At 65.7% G+C, this 16975-nt stretch carries 15 protein-coding genes and 1 tRNA gene; 14 read left to right on the forward strand and 2 right to left on the reverse strand.

What is annotated here, in order from left to right; genetic code table 11:
- Positions 1–271 precede the first annotated feature (271 nt).
- The 3 genes from nirB (at position 272) to NU688_RS04335 (ending at position 3314) form a co-directional block, all read left to right on the forward strand.
- Positions 272–2800, forward strand: coding sequence for a nitrite reductase large subunit NirB (gene nirB, locus NU688_RS04325; RefSeq protein ID WP_257859299.1), 2529 nt, complete (start codon positions 272–274; stop codon positions 2798–2800).
- A 21-nt stretch (positions 2801–2821) separates the two neighbouring features.
- Positions 2822–3163, forward strand: a complete 342-nt coding sequence (gene nirD / locus NU688_RS04330) for a nitrite reductase small subunit NirD (RefSeq protein ID WP_257859300.1) — start codon at positions 2822–2824, stop codon at positions 3161–3163.
- Between the two features lie 77 nt (positions 3164–3240).
- Positions 3241–3314, forward strand: a tRNA-Gly gene (locus NU688_RS04335).
- Between the two features lie 244 nt (positions 3315–3558).
- Here NU688_RS04335 and NU688_RS04340 read toward each other — a convergent pair.
- Positions 3559–3984, reverse strand: coding sequence for a hypothetical protein (locus tag NU688_RS04340; RefSeq protein WP_257859301.1), 426 nt, complete (start codon positions 3982–3984; stop codon positions 3559–3561).
- Between the two features lie 647 nt (positions 3985–4631).
- On the opposite strand from NU688_RS04340, the gene NU688_RS04345 reads away from it, so the two are divergent.
- The 3 genes from NU688_RS04345 (at position 4632) to NU688_RS04355 (ending at position 6427) form a co-directional block, all read left to right on the forward strand.
- The gene (locus NU688_RS04345) at positions 4632–4961 is read left to right on the forward strand and encodes a hypothetical protein (RefSeq protein ID WP_257859302.1); all 330 of its coding nucleotides are present in this window, start codon (positions 4632–4634) and stop codon (positions 4959–4961) included.
- A gap of 506 nt (positions 4962–5467) precedes the next feature.
- Positions 5468–5752, forward strand: a complete 285-nt coding sequence (locus tag NU688_RS04350) for a hypothetical protein (protein WP_257859303.1) — start codon at positions 5468–5470, stop codon at positions 5750–5752.
- A gap of 456 nt (positions 5753–6208) precedes the next feature.
- The gene (locus NU688_RS04355; RefSeq protein ID WP_257859305.1) at positions 6209–6427 is read left to right on the forward strand and encodes a hypothetical protein; all 219 of its coding nucleotides are present in this window, start codon (positions 6209–6211) and stop codon (positions 6425–6427) included.
- Positions 6428–6445: 18 nt separating this feature from the next.
- Here the strand turns inward: NU688_RS04355 and NU688_RS04360 are convergent, their stop codons facing one another.
- Positions 6446–7267: a ferritin-like domain-containing protein gene (locus NU688_RS04360; protein ID WP_257859306.1), complete on the reverse strand. Its 822-nt coding sequence runs from the start codon at positions 7265–7267 to the stop codon at positions 6446–6448.
- Positions 7268–7521: 254 nt separating this feature from the next.
- Here NU688_RS04360 and alaS point away from each other — a divergent pair, with 254 nt between their 5' ends.
- From alaS to NU688_RS04400, 8 genes are all read left to right on the forward strand, one after another.
- Positions 7522–10146 carry an alanine--tRNA ligase gene (gene alaS / locus NU688_RS04365; protein WP_257859307.1) on the forward strand — a complete coding sequence of 875 codons (2625 nt, stop codon included), beginning with the start codon at positions 7522–7524 and terminating at the stop codon, positions 10144–10146.
- Positions 10147–10309: 163 nt separating this feature from the next.
- Positions 10310–11326 (forward strand): 2-dehydropantoate 2-reductase, encoded by a 1017-nt coding sequence (locus NU688_RS04370; protein ID WP_257859308.1) that lies wholly within the window; start codon positions 10310–10312, stop codon positions 11324–11326.
- 53 nt (positions 11327–11379) lie between these two features.
- Complete coding sequence (locus tag NU688_RS04375) at positions 11380–12639, forward strand: D-amino acid dehydrogenase (protein ID WP_257859309.1); 1260 nt, start codon at positions 11380–11382, stop codon at positions 12637–12639.
- 178 nt (positions 12640–12817) lie between these two features.
- Entirely contained in the window at positions 12818–13804 is a 987-nt protein-coding gene (locus NU688_RS04380; RefSeq protein ID WP_257859310.1) for a tripartite tricarboxylate transporter substrate binding protein, read from the forward strand.
- A gap of 15 nt (positions 13805–13819) precedes the next feature.
- The gene (locus NU688_RS04385; RefSeq protein ID WP_257859311.1) at positions 13820–14635 is read left to right on the forward strand and encodes an SDR family oxidoreductase; all 816 of its coding nucleotides are present in this window, start codon (positions 13820–13822) and stop codon (positions 14633–14635) included.
- Between the two features lie 29 nt (positions 14636–14664).
- On the forward strand, positions 14665–15213 hold the full coding sequence (locus NU688_RS04390) for a cupin domain-containing protein (protein ID WP_257859312.1): 549 nt from the start codon (positions 14665–14667) through the stop codon (positions 15211–15213).
- A 7-nt stretch (positions 15214–15220) separates the two neighbouring features.
- Complete coding sequence (locus NU688_RS04395) at positions 15221–16093, forward strand: alpha/beta fold hydrolase (RefSeq protein WP_257859313.1); 873 nt, start codon at positions 15221–15223, stop codon at positions 16091–16093.
- A gap of 42 nt (positions 16094–16135) precedes the next feature.
- Positions 16136–16972: an IclR family transcriptional regulator gene (locus NU688_RS04400; RefSeq protein WP_257859314.1), complete on the forward strand. Its 837-nt coding sequence runs from the start codon at positions 16136–16138 to the stop codon at positions 16970–16972.
- The last annotated feature ends 3 nt before the right edge of the window (positions 16973–16975 follow it).

Consider the following 16975-nt stretch of genomic DNA (forward strand, 5'->3'; position numbering starts at 1 on the left):
CGATGCGCTCCCGCAGACGGCCCAATCGCCTGGCACGGATGTTGCGCAGGGTCTTGCACTGTTCCGCGGCAACGCCGCCGCGGCACTCACAGTGCCTCCGCTAACGACGGCGGACCCGAGCGCACTGCAAGCCTTTGTTCAACCAAGGCCGGCAGTACGTCCGTTCCAACCCGATTCGCATCCGTCCCTTGCGGGGGCTCGCCCTGACTGCCGTCTTTCCGACGGGGTCTGCGGCGGACTGACGCATGGCCGGCTGCACGCAGGATCCGACATGAAAATCGCAGTCATTGGCCACGGCATGGTGGGCCACAAGTTTCTAGAGCAACTCCACGAACTCGGCGTTGCCGATGCAGAGGTCACGGTGTTCTGCGAAGAGCCCCGTGCGGCCTACGACCGGGTGCATCTTTCCGAATTCTTCGCGGGCAAGACCGCCGAAGACCTCTCGCTGGTGGAGCCCGGCTTCTTCGAGCGCAGCGGCTTCACGCTGCGTCTTGCGGCGAAGGCGGTGGCCATCGAACGCCGCAACAACACCCTCACCACCGCCGACGGCGAAGTGGTGCCCTACGACAAGCTCGTGCTGGCCACCGGCTCCTCGCCCTTCGTGCCGGCCGTGCCCGGCCGCGACCGCCCCAACTGCTTCGTCTACCGCACCATCGAAGACCTGGAGGCGATGAAGGAATGCGGCGCGCGCTCCAAGAGCGGCGTGGTGGTCGGCGGCGGCCTGCTGGGCCTGGAATGCGCCAAGGCGCTGCGCGACATGGGCCTGGAGACGCACGTGGTCGAGTTCGCACCGCGTCTCATGGCCGTGCAGGTCGACGAGGGCGGCGGCCGCGCGCTGCGCAGCAGCATCGAGGCGCTGGGCCTGCATGTGCACACGGGCCGCAACACGGTGGAGATCATCGACGGCGCCACCGCGCGCCACCGCATGGTGTTCGCCGACGGCACGTACCTGGAGACCGACATGATCGTGTTCTCCGCCGGCATCCGCCCGCGCGACGAACTGGCGCGGCAGTCGGTGCTGGCCATCGGCCCGCGCGGCGGCGTGGCGATCGACAGCCACTGCCGCACCAGCGACCACGACGTCTACGCCATCGGCGAGTGCGCCTCGTGGAACGAGCAGACCTTCGGCCTTGTCGCGCCCGGCTACGACATGGCGCGCGTTGCAGCGAAGCACATCGCCGGCCAGCAGGACGCCGCCTTCATCGGCGCGGACATGAGCACCAAGCTCAAGCTCATGGGCGTGGACGTCGCCAGCATCGGCGACGCGCATGGCAAGACGCCGCACTCGCGCGCCTACCAGTACATCAACGAGCACAAGCAGATCTACAAGAAGATCGTGGTGAGCGAAGACGGCAAGCAGTTGCTGGGCGCGGTGCTGGTCGGCGATGCGGCCGAATACGGCACGCTGCTGCAGATGGCGCTCAACGGCATCGCGCTGCCGGCGGACCCGGAGTTTCTGATCCTGCCCTCGAGCGACGGCAAGGCGCGCCCCGGCCTCGGGGTGGATGCGCTGCCCGACACGGCGCAGATCTGCTCCTGCAACAACGTGACCAAGGGCCAGATCTGCGCGGCCGTGGGCGAGGGCGCCTGCACCGTCGCCGAGATGACGGCTTGCACCAAGGCCGGCGCCACCTGCGGCGGCTGCGTGGCGCTGGTGGGGCAGGTGATGAAGGTGGAGATGGCCAAGCGCGGCATGGCCGTGAACAACCACCTGTGCGAGCACTTCGCGTACTCGCGCCAGGAGCTCTACCACCTGATCCGCGTGGGCGAGATCCGCAGCTTCGACGATCTGCTCGCCAAACACGGCAAGGGCCTGGGCTGCGACATCTGCAAGCCCACGGCGGCGAGCATCTTCGCCTCGTGCTGGAACGAGTTCGTGCTGAAGAAGAACCTCGCGAGCCTGCAAGACAGCAACGACTATTTCCTCGGCAACATCCAGAAGGACGGCACCTACTCGGTCGTGCCGCGCATGCCGGGCGGCGAGGTCACGCCCGACGGGCTCATCGCCGTGGGACAGGTCGCGAAGAAGTACGGCCTCTACACCAAGATCACCGGCGGCGCCCGCGTGGACATGTTCGGCGCGCGCGTCGAGCAGTTGCCGTCGATCTGGGAAGAACTCATCGCCGCGGGCTTCGAGTCGGGCCACGCTTACGGCAAGTCGCTGCGCACGGTGAAGAGTTGCGTGGGTTCGACGTGGTGCCGCTACGGCGTGGACGACAGCGTGGGCCTGGCCGTGGAGCTGGAGAACCGCTACAAGGGCCTGCGCGCGCCGCACAAGATCAAGTTCGGCGTGTCGGGCTGCACCCGCGAATGCGCCGAGGCGCAGGGCAAGGACGTCGGCATCATCGCCACCGAGAAGGGCTGGAACCTCTACGTCTGCGGCAACGGCGGCATGAAGCCGCGTCACGCCGAGCTGTTCGCCTCCGACCTCACCAAGGCGCAGCTCATCCAGCTGATCGATCGCTTCCTGATGTTCTACGTGCGCACGGCCGACCGCCTGCAGCGCACCAGCACCTGGCGCGAGAACCTCGAAGGCGGGCTCGACTACCTCAAGGGCGTGCTGCTGCAGGACACCCTGGGCATCACCGGCGAGCTCGAGGCGCAGATGCAGAGCGTGGTCGACACCTACCAGTGCGAGTGGAAGACCGCCGTGAACGACCCCGCCACGCGCCAGCGCTTCCGCTCCTTCGTCAACAGCGAGAAGCCTGACGAGCACATCGTGTTCGTGAAGGAGCGCGGCCAGATCCGCCCGGCCCGCGCCGAAGAGCGCAGCACCGAAGCCGACGCCGAAACCGTCTGACGAAAACCGAGGATCTCCACGATGACCACCGACACCCTTCAATGGACCGCCGTGTGCGCGGCCGGCGACATCCTCCCCGACACCGGCGTCTGCGCGCTGGTCGAAGGCGTGCATGTCGCGATCTTCAGCGTGGGCCGGGAGCAGGCCCTGTACGCGATCGACAACGTGGACCCGAAGGCTGGTGCCAGCGTGCTGTCGCGCGGGCTGGTGGGGAGCCTGGGCGACCGCATCGTCGTCGCCTCGCCGCTCTACAAGAACCACTTCGACCTGCGCAGCGGCGAATGCCTGGAAGCGCCCGAGTACTCGGTGCGAGCCCATGCGGTGCGTGTGCAGGAAGGGCGCGTGCTCGTCGCGCTGGCTTGAGCGTCGAGCGCCCTTCGTTCCTCTGTAGAATCCGGCGGCTGGGTCGACAACTCGTTTGAAATCAACGGGTTGCAAATGCGGGTGTAGTTCAATGGCAGAACGGCAGCTTCCCAAGCTTCATACGAGGGTTCGATTCCCTTCACCCGCTCCATCTCATCGATCCCCGGACGCAATCCCCCCTTTCTCAAGCGCGACACAGCACAGTCCGATCCAGGACCTGGCTGCGCCCGGCGCGCAAAAAAGAAGCCCGCAACGAGGCGGGCTGAATGGCCCGTACTTGCGTGGGGCCGGAGGGAGGAACCCGTCGCAGGGAGGAAGCGACGGGCAGGGTCATCATGGCCGCCGAATTGGGAGACTTCTGGGAGGAATCGGCCTGAAGCTTCGATTCCTTCCTTTCAGGGCCATTGCTTCTTCGCGAAATAGTGATCCTCGTCCGTGTACCCGTCGAGGTCGACCAGATCACCGGATTCGGGCGCGCTGACATCGCTGAGCGACAGTGCAGAAACGATCTGGCGCATGACGGACGGCGGTGCCTTGTTCAGAACGACGAAACGAACCTGCCCGGACTCGTCTTCATTGAGCAGGATGTCGATATAGGGCAGGTCGGCACCGTGCGGGCCCATTCCGAACCACGTTTGACGTTCGTCACTGGTCGCGTCGAGTGGCGACTGGTGCCGCGTCCAGCTCGCTTGCGGAAACAGTGCCGCCAGCTGTTCCTTCACTTCGCCGACCGTCCCGAGCGGCTCGGCGAGCATGCGTTCCCAACGCGTCATCGGCCCGCTGCCTGCCGGCGCGCGGTAAAGATAGAAGTGGAAGCTCATCGTCATTCCTCGCAACAGGGGAGCGGATGGGCGGGGCAGGTGCTTGTCGCCGCCGCGGGCATTGTGGTCGCAGCGCCGGCAAGCCAGAACCGTCCGGGCAAAAAAATACCCGCCGAAGCGGGTTCGAGGAGCCCTGGTGGGCGCTCTAAGGACGAAACAGAGAGCTCTTCTTGTATGCGGCCCTGTTGCGTGACAGCCCCTCGATCGTCGGTGGAGTGGTTGTGATCGGCTGTAAGCCAAAAATAGGCTGTTGGCGTAGGACACACTTAAAAACGTGAAGTATTTGGCAGGCCCCGATGGCTACTGCGCAGCGGGTGAGCCTGAAGTGTCGGTCTCGTCTTACAGAGGTGGCTTGTGCGAAGCCCTAGATTTTGCGAACTCGCTTCGAAGTGCGAGTTCTCTGTGTGTGACAGCACCTAAAGAGATTCAACCCAGCCTTGCGCTGGGTTTTTTTTGCGCCTGACGTTCCGGGCGGTTGTGAACTAATGCAACTTCAAGCCATCAAGTTTGTGTAAATGTGTCTTGTTGTGCCTTATGTCGCAGATCAACCATTCCCAATGTACAGATCGCTGCCGCACACTCTTCGCAACAAAAAGAGGTGTCCCATGGGAGTTATGAATGAACTGTCACCTGAGGTGGACACATTCGTGTGCCGCTTCAGCATCCCGATCCGGCTTGATGAAGATCGGTTCCAGTATTTCCCCGTCGTGGGGGTTTTTCGCAGCATGCCGTTCGACCAGGTCGATCGATGGGTGATGCGGCCGGACGGCCGTGCGCGCACCGATCGCGAATTGGCGGCCGAGGTTCTTCTCGAGTTGCGCCGGCCACTCGGCTCCACGGGCAAGACGGCCTCGCTCAAGTTCGGTATCACCGATGTGCTCGAAGTGGCTCGGGCTGCGGCCATCATCGTGGCAACGTTCCTGGCCGAGCTTCCGCGCGGAGCGGAGCGGGAGTTCGAGAGCGAACTCGCGGGCTAGACCGGGCTGGTCGGGTCCAATGAAAAAGCCCGCACAAGGCGGGCTTTGGAATGTGGTCGTGGACTCTCACGCGGTCCACGGTTACGGCAAATGTTCAATTGCGGAAGCCACCTGTTGTTTTTCTCGTCGTAGTGACTTCGACGCGCCGGTGTGAGATTCGGCTTGCCTGGCCAGGCAACACCCGGAGCAAGTCTGGGCGAGGGCGGATTGTACCAGATGGCGTTTTTGTGCCCGGCAAAGAACGAAATTCGAGGTGGGTCCAGATATTTTTCGTCTGCTGCTGCTTTTGCAGGCACCGTGTTGCAGGCCACGCCAGGCAACGATCCTGAACGCTTCACACATGGTTTTCCACAACATTGTCCCCATTGAAAATGGAAAACCTGACATGGTCATGTGCTAGGTAAAAACAGTTGTTGCAGAAACCGGGGTAGGCGCGCGCTGACAGACTTCATGGGGCCCTCAGGAGGAACATCTCCTGACCGCACTCTTGCGGCAAGGAGCATGAAATGACCTTCGACTTCTTGTTTCGTCCCAGCCATACCGCGTACCTCAAAAGGGCTTCGGCATTGCTCGAGGAAGCGCAGATGGCGCGCATCGAACACCAGGCGGCCGCGGAGCATCACAGCGCACTGGCGCGGATGTATGCCGAGCGTGTCAGGCGGCTCGAGAACGAGCTCTATAGGCCCCCGCGGGGTGCGGAGCACGGGCCTGCCGATGTCCTTGCGGACGACCGGCCCCAGCTGTATTCGCTGGATGGCAACCGCAAGCCGGGCTTGACCTCCGCGACCTGATGGCCGTCCCTATCCCGGGCATGAATATTGTCAAACCCGCGGCACACGCAGACGCGGCACCATCAGGACTCACTGTTGGAGAGTCGCATGAAGACGTTGAGAAAAATCATTGGTGGGGCCATCTCGCTGGCCGGTGCCGTGGTGATCGTCGCGCAGCACTTGTGAGGAGCCTGGAAGAACCCGTCGAGAAAGTCGATTGCGGATGACTTTCGGCACTGGCGAGCGACCCGGCGTCTCACTAATCTTGTTACCTTGATTGCGGGGCGGGCAACCGGTTTTCAGCCCGGCTTAAGGTTGGAGAACGATACTGAATCTTGACGGTCTTCCGGCGTTGGTAGAGGTCGCTTCTGCATCCGCTTTTGCACCCGCTCATCGAGTGGTTCCTCGAGGCTGAAGGTCGTCAAGATTTCTTTTTCCGCGCCCACGCATCTCATCAAGCGTCCAGGATTCAAGAAGATGCGCCACACGTTGTTGCACTACCTCTCCACGCAGCGATTGCCCGCCACTGTCGCAGGCGCGCAGGGCATTGCCGCTGTGCAGGCCCTGCTGCAGGAGGGCTGCGTAAAGGCTGTGCTTCCACAGACACGCTCCGCAGGCCCCGGCGTGCCGGTGGCAACAGTCACCGAACTCACCCGGCTCGGTCACCGCGCGCTGCGCCGCTTCAGCGGCGCTTGAAACCGTGAGGCATCGCAGCTAGCGCAGGAACACGTGCTGCATGAACTGCTTGATCGGGTACTGGATCACCGTCTGCACCCGGGCCGGCAGCTCCAGCGGCCGCATCAGCATCTTGAGCGTGCTGCCGGCGCTCAGGTTGGTGCGGATGGTGCTGTTCATGCGCGCGCTCAGCTGCTGCACATAGGCCGTGTCGTCGGCGCGATGGGGCGCCCGGGCCTTCACGACGTGGCGGATCGCGCAGTCCGCGTCCTCGCTCTTGAGTTCCAGCGTGCGCCGGCCGATGGTGCCGACCACGCGGAAGCGGCTGAGTTTTTCCTGCTCGCGATAGCGGCGAAAGAACCGGTAGAAGTGCTTGTAGTGGTTGACCTCGTCGGTCGCGATGCGGGTGGCCAGGTCGTGGAGCACGGGCTCGTCGGTGGCGCGGGCCATGGCGCGGTAGTAGGTGGCGGTGCCGGTCTCGACCACGCAGCGCGCGGTCATCTCCAGGGCACGGGTCGGGGCCAGCAGCTCGACCTTGCAGTAGGTCGCGTATTCCTCCAGAAAGCCGCGGTAGGCCGTGTCCCACTCGAATTCGGGCCACACGTGGCGCACATAGGAGCGCAGGGCCTGGCCGTGCTGAAGCTCCTCGGGCTCCCAGTGGTTGGAGAGCCATTCGGTGACTTCGTCGTCGCCGCGGAAGAAATCGACCAGGTTGTGCGTGTACAGGTCCGAGCCGCTTTCGATGAACGAGGCGGAGGTCACGAGATAGAAAAGGTTCTCGTCCGGACGCACCTTGTCGAGCGCGATGCGCGAGAAATCGAGGTCCTCGATCTTCCAGTGTTCGGCCTCAAGACCTGCCATGCGGACTCCTTGATTCATGTTGTGCATATGAATAGGACGGGGCTCGCCGCGTTTGGTTCGGCCGCGCGGGCGCCAGGGTGCATATTAGCCGCGGCGCCCCGATCGCGCCGTTGGCCCCGGGGCGGCCCGGGCGCCATGGGCAAACCTATAATCGTTTGTTCAAGCAAATCAAGCAGTTAGGTCGGCTCGACGCAGTGGTTTCGACGAGAGGTCGCCATCGCCAGGCCGCCCTCGACAGAAGACGAAATCCAAAGATGAGCCAGCCCACAATCACGGTCGCGGACATCCGCAAGACCTTTCTCGATTTCTTTGCCTCCAAGGGCCACACGGTGGTGCCCTCCAGCTCGCTGGTGCCGGGCAACGACCCGACCCTCATGTTCACCAACTCGGGCATGGTCCAGTTCAAGGACGTGTTCCTCGGCGAAGACAAGCGCAACTACGTGCGCGCCGCCTCGGTCCAGGCGTGCCTTCGCGCCGGCGGCAAGCACAACGACCTCGAGAACGTGGGCTACACCGCCCGCCATCACACCTTCTTCGAGATGCTGGGCAACTGGAGCTTCGGCGACTACTTCAAGCGCGAATCGCTCACCTGGGCCTTCGAACTCCTGACCAAGGTCTACAAGCTCCCGGCCGAAAAACTCTGGGCCACCGTCTACATCGAGGATGACGAGGCCTACGACATCTGGACCAAGGAAATCGGCCTGCCGCCCGAGCGCGTCGTGCGCATCGGCGACAACAAGGGCGGCCGCTACATGTCCGACAACTTCTGGATGATGGCCGACACGGGCCCCTGCGGCCCGTGCTCCGAGATCTTCTACGACCACGGCCCCGAGATCCCCGGCGGCCCGCCCGGCAGCCCCGATGAAGACGGCGACCGCTACATCGAGATCTGGAACAACGTGTTCATGCAGTTCGACATGCAGCCCGACGGCTCGGTCAAGAAGCTGCCCGCACCTTGCGTCGACACCGGCATGGGCCTGGAGCGCCTGGCCGCGATCCTGCAGCACGTGCACAGCAACTACGAAATCGACATCTTCGATGCGCTCATCAAGGCCGCAGCACGCGAGACGGGCGAGAAAGACCTGGGCAACAACTCGCTGCGTGTGATCGCCGACCACATCCGCGCCACTTCGTTCCTGGTGGCCGACGGTGTGATCCCGTCCAACGAAGGCCGCGGCTACGTGCAGCGCCGCATCATTCGCCGCGCGATCCGCCACGGCTACAAGCTGGGCCAGAAGAAACCCTTCTTCCACAAGCTGGTGCCCGACCTCGTGAAGCTGATGGGCGACGCGTATCCCAAGCTCGTGGCCGACGAGAAAAAGATCACCGAGACTTTGAAGGTCGAAGAAGAAGGCTTCTTCCGAACCATTGCCAACGGCATGGCTATCCTCGAAGGCGAGTTGCACGAAGGCGTGAAAACGTTGTCGGGTAAGGTGGCTTTCACACTGCATGACACCTTCGGTTTTCCGCTTGATCTGACGCAAGACGTTTGTCGTGAACGCGGAGTTGCGGTCGACGAGGCCGGCTTCTGGGCGGAAATGGAGGCGCAGAAGGAGAAGGGCCGGGGTGGAAGTAATTTCCAGCAGAAGCGCAAGGTCGAATACACCGGCGCAGGCAACACCTTCACCGGCTACGAACACCTCGAAGAAAGCGCCAAGGTCGTCGCGCTGTACTTCGAAGGCGCTGCTGTCAACGAGCTGAAGGAAGGCCAGCCCGGCATCGTCGTGCTCGACACCACGCCTTTCTATGCAGAGAGCGGCGGCCAGGTCGGCGACCAGGGCGTGCTCAGCGCCGAAGGCGTGCAGTTCGGCGTCGACGACACGCAAAAAATCAAGGCCGACGTGTTCGGCCACCACGGCACGCAGACCCAGGGCACGCTCAAGGTCGGCGACGCGGTCAAGGCCGCGGTCGACGGCGAGCGCCGCAACGCGACCATGCGCAATCACTCGGTCACCCACCTGATGCACAAGGCCCTGCGCGAAGTGCTCGGCGACCACGTGCAGCAGAAGGGCTCGCTGGTCGATGCCGACAAGACGCGCTTCGACTTCGCGCACAACGCACCCGTCACGCGTGACCAGATCCTGGAGATCGAGAAGCGCGTGAACGCCGAAGTGCTGGCCAACGTCGCCACGCAGGCGCGTGTGATGGACATGGAATCGGCCCAGAAGACCGGCGCGATGATGCTGTTCGGCGAGAAGTACGGCGAGACCGTGCGCGTGCTCGACATCGGCACCAGCCGCGAACTGTGCGGCGGCACGCATGTCGGCCGCACCGGCGACATCGGCCTCTTCAAGATTGTCAGCGAAGGCGGCGTGGCCGCCGGCGTGCGTCGCATCGAGGCCGTCACGGGCGCCAACGCGCTCACCTACCTGCAGGACCTCGAATCGACCGTGCAGAGCGTGGCCGCCACGCTCAAGTCGCCGACCGCCGAGCTGCAGGGCCGGCTCACGCAGGTGCTCGAACAGGTGAGGGCGCTGGAGCGCGAAGTGGGTTCGCTCAAGGGCAAGCTCGCATCGTCCAAGGGCGACGAGCTCATTGCTCAGGCCGTGGATATCAACGGCATCAAGGTGCTCGCCGCCAAGCTGGACGGCGCCGACGCCAAGACGCTGCGCGACACCATGGACAAGCTCAAGGACAAGCTCAAGACCGCCATCATCGTGCTGGCCGCCGTCGACGGCGACAAGGTGCAGATCGCGGCCGGCGTCACCGCCGACACCGTGGGCAAGGCCAAGGCCGGCGAGCTGGTCAACTTCGTGGCGCAGCAGGTCGGCGGCAAGGGCGGCGGCAAGGCCGACATGGCCATGGCCGGCGGCACCGATGCGGCGGGCGTGCCTGCCGCGCTGAAGTCGGTTCAGGGCTGGGTCGCGGAACGCGTCTAGGATGAAACTTACCCCCAGTCTTCGCGCACTTCGTGTCGCTTCGCCAACCCCCTTTCAGGGGGCGACACTGGCGGCCCGGCAAAGCCGGTTCCGCGGTGTCTCCCGACTGAATCACGGCAGTTTCATGCGTCGTGGCTCACGCGCAGCGTGATGGAAAACTGAGATGACAGACGCATTGCGAGGCGAAGTGCTCGTGATGGGCGCGGGCACCATCGGCTGCTACATCGGCGGCCGGCTCGCCGCGGCGGGCGTGCCCGTCACTTTCGTCGGACGGCCCCGCGTGCTCAAGAAGCTCGCGGACCACGGCCTCTCGCTCAGCGACCTCGACGGCGCGAAGCATCACATCCTGCCTTCGGCGCTGCGCCTGTGCGAGCAGGTGCCCGCCGGTGCAAAGCCTGCGCTGGTGCTGCTTTGCGTGAAGAGCGGCGCCACCGCCGAAGCTGCGCGCGAACTGGCGTTCTCGCTGCCCGCGGGCACCACGGTCGTCTCGCTGCAGAACGGCATCTCCAACAGCGCCGCCGCATCGCAGGCCGGCCCGTCGCTCAACGTGCTGCCGGGCATGGTGCCCTACAACGTCGCCGAGATCGGCGAGGGCGCCTTCCATCGCGGCACGCCCGGCCGGCTCGCCGCGAAGGACGATGCGGCGCTGCGCCCCTGGCTGCCCGTGTTCGAACGCGCCGGCGTGCCGCTCGATGTGCATGCCGACCTGCTGCCGGTGCAGTGGGGCAAGCTGCTGCTGAACCTCAACAACCCGGTCAACGCGCTCTCGGGCCTGCCGCTGCGCGAGGAGCTGATGCATCGCGGCTACCGCCAGTGCTTCGCGGCGCTCATCGACGAAACGCTTGGCGTGCTCGGTGTGAGCGGCATCGTGCCCGCGCAGGTGGCGGCCGTGCCGGCGCAGCGACTGCCCGGCCTGCTGCGCTTGCCCGACTGGCTCTTTCGCATCGTCGCGGCGCGCATGCTGCGCATCGATGCCAAGGCGCGCTCCAGCATGGCCGACGACCTCGCGCTCGGCCGCCGCACGGAGATCGATGCGCTCAGCGGCGAGGTCGTGCGCCTCGCGCAGGAACACGGGCTGAGCGCGCCGCGCAATGCGCGCATGGTCGCGCTGCTCGAAGCTTGGCCGCAGCGGCCGGAGCGTTGGCCGGCACGCCAATTGCAGGACGCTCTCGGCCTGTAGCGCTTAGCCTGTACCCTCGGGCCGTTGCGGCCATCACGAAAGAGGGAGTTTTCATGCAGGTCCTGATTCTCGGCAGCGGTGTCATCGGCACCTCGGTGGCGTACTACCTGGCACGCGCCGGCCATGAGGTGACGGTGCTGGAGCGCCAACCGGCCCCCGCGCTCGAAACCAGCTTCGGCAACGCGGGCGAGGTCTCGCCCGGCTACTCGGCGCCCTGGGCCGGCCCCGGCGTTCCGGTGAAGGCGATCAAGTGGATGCTGATGCAGCACAGCCCGCTGGTCGTCAAGCCCATGCTCGATCCGGCGATGTGGCGCTGGGGCCTCTCGATGCTGCGCAACTGCACCCAGGCGCGCTACGAACTCAACAAGAGCCGCATGGTGCGCCTTGCCGAATACAGCCGCGATTGCCTGAAGGCTTTGCGCGCCGACACGGGCATCCAGTACGACGAGCGCATGCAGGGCACGCTACAGCTTTTTCGCACGCAGCAGCAGCTCGACGGCACCGCGAAAGACGTCGAAGTGCTCAAGGCTTCCGGCGTGCCCTACCAGGTGCTCGACCGTGACGGCTGTCTGCCGTACGAGCCCGCGCTCGCGGCGGTGAAGGAGAAGTTCGTCGGCGGCCTGCGCCTGCCGGGCGACGAGACCGGCGACTGCTTCAAGTTCACGCAGGCGCTGGCCAAGCTGGCGGAAGCCGCGGGCGTCACTTTCAAGTTCGGCGTGAACATCCAGGCCATCGAGCACGATGCCGCCAAGGGCGTGACCGCGGTGCGCACCGACCAGGGTAGCTTCACCGCCGACCGCTATGTGGTCGCGCTCGGTAGCTACTCGCCCGCGCTGGTCAAGCCGCTGGGCATCGACCTGCCGGTGTACCCGGTCAAGGGCTTCTCGATCACCGTGCCGATCACCGATGCGGGCGGCGCACCCGAATCCACCGTGATGGACGAGACCTTCAAGGTGGCCGTCACCCGCCTGGGCGACCGCATCCGCGTGGGCGGCACGGCGCAGCTCTCGGGCTTTGATCTGGCGCTCAACCCGCGCCGGCGCGACACGCTCGAACACGTCGTGACCGATCTCTTTCCGAAGGGCGGCAATGTGCGCGACGCCTCCTTCTGGACGGGCCTCCGCCCAATGACGCCCGACGGCACGCCGGTGATCGGCGCCACGCGCATTCCCAACCTGATGCTGAGCACCGGCCATGGCACGCTCGGCTGGACCATGGCGGCCGGCACCGGCCGCGTGATGGCCGACCTCATCGCCGGCAAGGCGCCCGAGATCGACATGGAAGGCCTGACCGTGGCGCGCTACGGCGGCTAGCAGCGCGACACCGACTCCCCGAAGCAGGGCGGTCCGAAAGGTCCGCCCTGTTTACGTTGGGTTGCGATAGATAGGGTTTCTACTTAGTCACGAAGTTGTCTTCGTGACTATCCTTCGTGCGTTCCATTAATAAATCATTGTTTCTCTAATGAAACAAAACGCGAACCACGACGGACCCATGAAACACACACGCCGCCTTGCCATCGCAGCCGCCATTTCCGTGGCCGGCGTTTGCGCCACCAGCCTTGCCTGGGCCGAGGGCTACCCCGCCAAGCCGATCACGCTGGTCGTCGCCTATCCGGCGGGCGGCGACACCGACGCGCTGGCGCGGCTCTTCGCCGAGAAGCTCTCGGCGCGGGTGGCGCAGCCGGTGGTGGTCGACAACCGCCCGGGCGCCAGCGGCATCATCGGCAGCGGCTACGTGTCGAAGGCGGCGCCCGATGGCTACACGCTGCTGCTCGCGCCCAGCACCTTCTCGATTGCGCAGCTGGTGCTCAAGACCAACGGCGCCTCGGGCTACGACGTGCTCGCCGGCTTCACGCCGATCGTGCAGACCGGCAGCCAGCCGCTGTTCCTGGTGGCGAGCGCCGGCAGCGGTTTCGCCAGCCTGAAGGACGCGGTCGCCGCGGCCAAGGGCGCCGGCAAGTCGCTCTCGTACGCGAGCCCGGGCAGCGGCTCGCCGATGCACATCCTGGGCGAGATGTTCGCCCGCGCATCCGGCGCGAACCTCGCGCACGTACCCTACAAGGGCGTGGCGCCCGCGGTCAACGACGTGCTGGGCGGCCATGTGCCCGTCACCTTCATCACGCTCGGCCCGGTGGCGCCGTACTTCGCCAACGGCAAGTTGAAGCCGCTGGCCGTGGCATCGGCCCAGCGCTCGCCCCTCGCGCCCAACGTGCCAACGCTCGCCGAGCTTGGCTACAAGGACGTCGAGGTGGTCGCCTGGAACGGCCTCTGGGGCCCGCGCAATCTGCCCCCCGAGATCGTGAAGACGCTCAACAGCCACTTCAACGAAATCCTCAAGATGCCCGACATCGCCGCGCGCATGGCCGTGCTCGGCACCACGCCGGTGGGGGGCGACGCCGACGTGCTCGGCAAGACCAATGCGGCCGACTACGCGCGCTTCGGCAAGGTCATCAAGGAGCTCGGCATCCAGGCCGACTGAACGACTGAACACGCCATGTCTGAACTCAAAGCCATTCCCGATCCGTCGAGCCTGCAGTCACTCTTGGCCGAACTGCCCGCGAACCTGCTGACGGGACGCCGCGTGCTCGTGACCGGCGGCGCTCGGGGCCTGGGCCTCGCGTTCGCGCAGTGCATCGCCGCGGCGGGCGCGAGCGTGGTGCTGGCCGACATCCTCGGCGAACTGGCCGAAACCGAAGCGAAGGTTCTGCGCGATGCAGGCCGCAAGGCGCATGCGCTCACCGTCGACCTGTCGGACCCGGCTTCCATCGACGCCTGCGCTGGCGAAGCGATCCGTTTGCTCGGCGGGCTCGACGGCCTGGTCAACAACGCCGCCATCACCAACTCGGGTGGCCGCGATGCGCACCAGCTCGAGATCGAGATGTGGGACCGCGTGATGAACGTCAATGTGCGCGGCACCTGGCTCATGGGCCGCGCCTGCCGCAACGCACTGGCCGAGAGCGGCCGCGGCGCGGTCGTCAACCTCGCCTCCGACACCGCGCTCTGGGGCGCCCCCAACCTGCTGGCCTACGCATCGAGCAAGGGCGCCGTCATTGCCATGACGCGCTCGCTGGCGCGCGAATGGGGCGGCGACAACATCACCGTCAACGCCGTGGCGCCGGGCCTCACGCTGGTCGAGGCGACCGAGTACGTGCCGATGGCGCGCCACCAGAAATACCTCGAAGGCCGCGCCATCCCGCGCGAGCAGCAGGCGGCCGATGTCTGCGGCGCCACGCTGTACCTCTTGTCCGGCCTCTCGCGGTTCGTGACGGGCCAGCTGTTGGCCGTCAACGGCGGCTTCGCGATGCACTGACTGAATTTTTCCGACGAAGGAGTAAACCCATGAGCGATTTGTCCGAACAACAGAAGATCAACGAGGCCGCTGGCACGACGCTGGCGCAGCCCGAAGGCACGAGCCTGGCCGAGTGGATGAACACCCGCATCGCGCGTTATGAAACCCGCAAGTACGACTGGGATGCGCTGAAGTTCCAGGCCGACTTCGACCCCAAGTTCCGCCGCGCGCAGATGCGCTACGTGGGCACCGGCGGCACCGGCGTCGCGAAGGACGTGAACACCGTGCCTTCGGAGCACTTCACCTTCTCGACCATGGTGATCCCGGCCGGCCACGAAGGCCCGCCGCACCTGCACACCGATGTGGAGGAAGTGTTCTTCCTCATCCGCGGCAAGCTCAAGGTCGTGATCGAGAAAGACGGCGAGCGCTTCGAGACCATCATGACCGACCGCGACCTCATCTCGGTGCCGCCCGGCGTGTACCGCGAGGAGATCAACGTCGGTGATGAAGACGCGCTGATGTGCGTGATGCTCGGTGCGAAGAAGCCGATCACGCCGACGTACCCGGCCGATCACCCGCTCGCGAAGATCAAGCGCTGAGGACCGGATGAGCGACGCGATGGCTACCGACGCATTGGCGCTGCCCGCTTCCGAGCTGGCGCTGCTGGACGCCCGTTTCCCTGCACGCGACGTGCCGGTCGGCGGCGGTGCGGTGGTGTCGGTGCGCGAATGCGGCGCGGGCCCGGCCATCGTGTGCCTGCATGGCATCGGCTCGGGTGCGGCCTCGTGGCTCAAGGTCGCGATGCTGCTCGCGCCGCAGGCCCGCGTGATCGCGTGGGATGCGCCGGGCTACGGTGCGTCGACGCCGCTCGCGCCCGTCGCGCCATCCGCCGCAGATTACGCAGAACGCCTGCACGCCTTGCTCGACGCACTCGACATTCAGTCGTGCGTACTTGTGGGTCATTCACTCGGCGCGCTCACCGCCGCATCGGCCGCGCGCGACGGCTCGGCCCTGGCTTCGCGCATCCGCCGCCTCGTGCTCATCAGCCCGGCTGCCGGCTACGGCGCACCGTCGCGCGCCGAAGCCCGCGCCAAGGTGCGCACCGAACGCCTTGCCACGCTCGACGAACTAGGCATCGCCGGGATGGCAGCGAAGCGCGCGGGCCGCCTCGTCTCCGATACCGCCAGCGAACTCGCGCGTCAGTGGGTGCGCTGGAACATGGCGCGGCTGAACGAGGGCGGCTACCGCCAGGCCGTCGAGCTGCTGTGCCACGGCGACCTCATCGCCGACCTGCCGCCCGCGATGCCGGCGCGCGTTGCCTGTGGCACGCTCGATGTCGTCACCACACCCGAGGCCTGCGCCGATGTCGCGCGCGGCTGCGGGGTGACGCTCGAACCCATCGAAGGCGCCGGGCACGCCAGCTATGTGGAGCGGCCCGAGCCTGTCGCTGCGCTGCTGCGCGAAGCCCTCGCTGCCTGAGCCGGACCACCAAAGAACAACCAAAGGGAACAACGAATCACCATGGCCACCAACGACAACGAAGTGATGGAAGAGGGCGCCGACCGCTACAACGTGCCCGCGCTGGAGCGCGGCCTGCGCGTGCTGTGCGAGTTCAGCCGCGAGAACCGCACGCTTTCCGCGCCCGAGCTGGCGCGCCGCTTCGACCTGCCGCGCTCGACCGTGTTCCGCCTGCTCACCACGCTGGAGAACATGGGCTTTCTGGAGCGCGCCGAGGGCGGGCGCGACTACCGTCTCGGCCTCGCGGTGCTGCGCCTGGGCTTCGAATACCTCGCCTCGCTGGAACTCACGCAGCTGGGCACGCCGCTGCTCAACCGCCTGTGCGACGAGCTGCGCACGCCCTGCAACCTGGTGGTGCGCGACGGTCGTTCGATCGTCTATGTCGCCAAGGTCGCGCCGCCGACGCCCTTCGCCAGTTCGGTGACCGTGGGCACGCGCCTGCCGGCCCATGCCACGGTGCTCGGCCGCGTGCTGCTGGAAGACCTCACGCTGCCGCAACTGCGCGCGCTCTACCCTGAAGACAAGCTGGAGACCTTCTCCCCGAGCACACCCAAGACCGTGAACGAACTCTTCGACATGGTGCAGGCCGACCGCTCGCGTGGCTACGTGCTGGGCGAGGGATTTTTCGAATCGAACATCTCCACCATCGCAGCGCCGGTGCGCGACCACAGCGGCCACATCGTGGCGGCGCTGGGCGCGACCATCACCTCGGGCCACATCGAGGAGAACCGCATGGACGAGATGGTGCTGCGCGTGCGCAGCACCGCGGAAGAGATATCGGGTCTCTTGAACTATTCGCCCGCGCGCAGCAACAAGGTGGTGCCGCTTCGCAGCGCATGAAGA

Origin of the sequence: Variovorax sp. ZS18.2.2, assembly GCF_024701975.1 — a bacterium.
In the GTDB taxonomy this organism is placed as follows: domain Bacteria; phylum Pseudomonadota; class Gammaproteobacteria; order Burkholderiales; family Burkholderiaceae_C; genus Variovorax.

Bases quoted from the DNA above. Each gene is read 5' to 3' on its own strand.
- nirB (WP_257859299.1), top strand. From the start codon at position 272: ATGAAAATCGCAGTCATTGGCCACGGCATGGTGGGCCACAAGTTTCTA.
- nirD (WP_257859300.1), top strand. From the start codon at position 2,822: ATGACCACCGACACCCTTCAATGGACCGCCGTGTGCGCGGCCGGCGAC.
- NU688_RS04340 (WP_257859301.1), bottom strand. From the start codon at position 3,984: ATGAGCTTCCACTTCTATCTTTACCGCGCGCCGGCAGGCAGCGGGCCG.
- NU688_RS04350 (WP_257859303.1), top strand. From the start codon at position 5,468: ATGACCTTCGACTTCTTGTTTCGTCCCAGCCATACCGCGTACCTCAAA.
- NU688_RS04355 (WP_257859305.1), top strand. From the start codon at position 6,209: ATGCGCCACACGTTGTTGCACTACCTCTCCACGCAGCGATTGCCCGCC.
- NU688_RS04360 (WP_257859306.1), bottom strand. From the start codon at position 7,267: ATGGCAGGTCTTGAGGCCGAACACTGGAAGATCGAGGACCTCGATTTC.
- alaS (WP_257859307.1), top strand. From the start codon at position 7,522: ATGAGCCAGCCCACAATCACGGTCGCGGACATCCGCAAGACCTTTCTC.
- NU688_RS04370 (WP_257859308.1), top strand. From the start codon at position 10,310: ATGACAGACGCATTGCGAGGCGAAGTGCTCGTGATGGGCGCGGGCACC.
- NU688_RS04375 (WP_257859309.1), top strand. From the start codon at position 11,380: ATGCAGGTCCTGATTCTCGGCAGCGGTGTCATCGGCACCTCGGTGGCG.
- NU688_RS04380 (WP_257859310.1), top strand. From the start codon at position 12,818: ATGAAACACACACGCCGCCTTGCCATCGCAGCCGCCATTTCCGTGGCC.
- NU688_RS04385 (WP_257859311.1), top strand. From the start codon at position 13,820: ATGTCTGAACTCAAAGCCATTCCCGATCCGTCGAGCCTGCAGTCACTC.
- NU688_RS04390 (WP_257859312.1), top strand. From the start codon at position 14,665: ATGAGCGATTTGTCCGAACAACAGAAGATCAACGAGGCCGCTGGCACG.
- NU688_RS04395 (WP_257859313.1), top strand. From the start codon at position 15,221: ATGAGCGACGCGATGGCTACCGACGCATTGGCGCTGCCCGCTTCCGAG.
- NU688_RS04400 (WP_257859314.1), top strand. From the start codon at position 16,136: ATGGCCACCAACGACAACGAAGTGATGGAAGAGGGCGCCGACCGCTAC.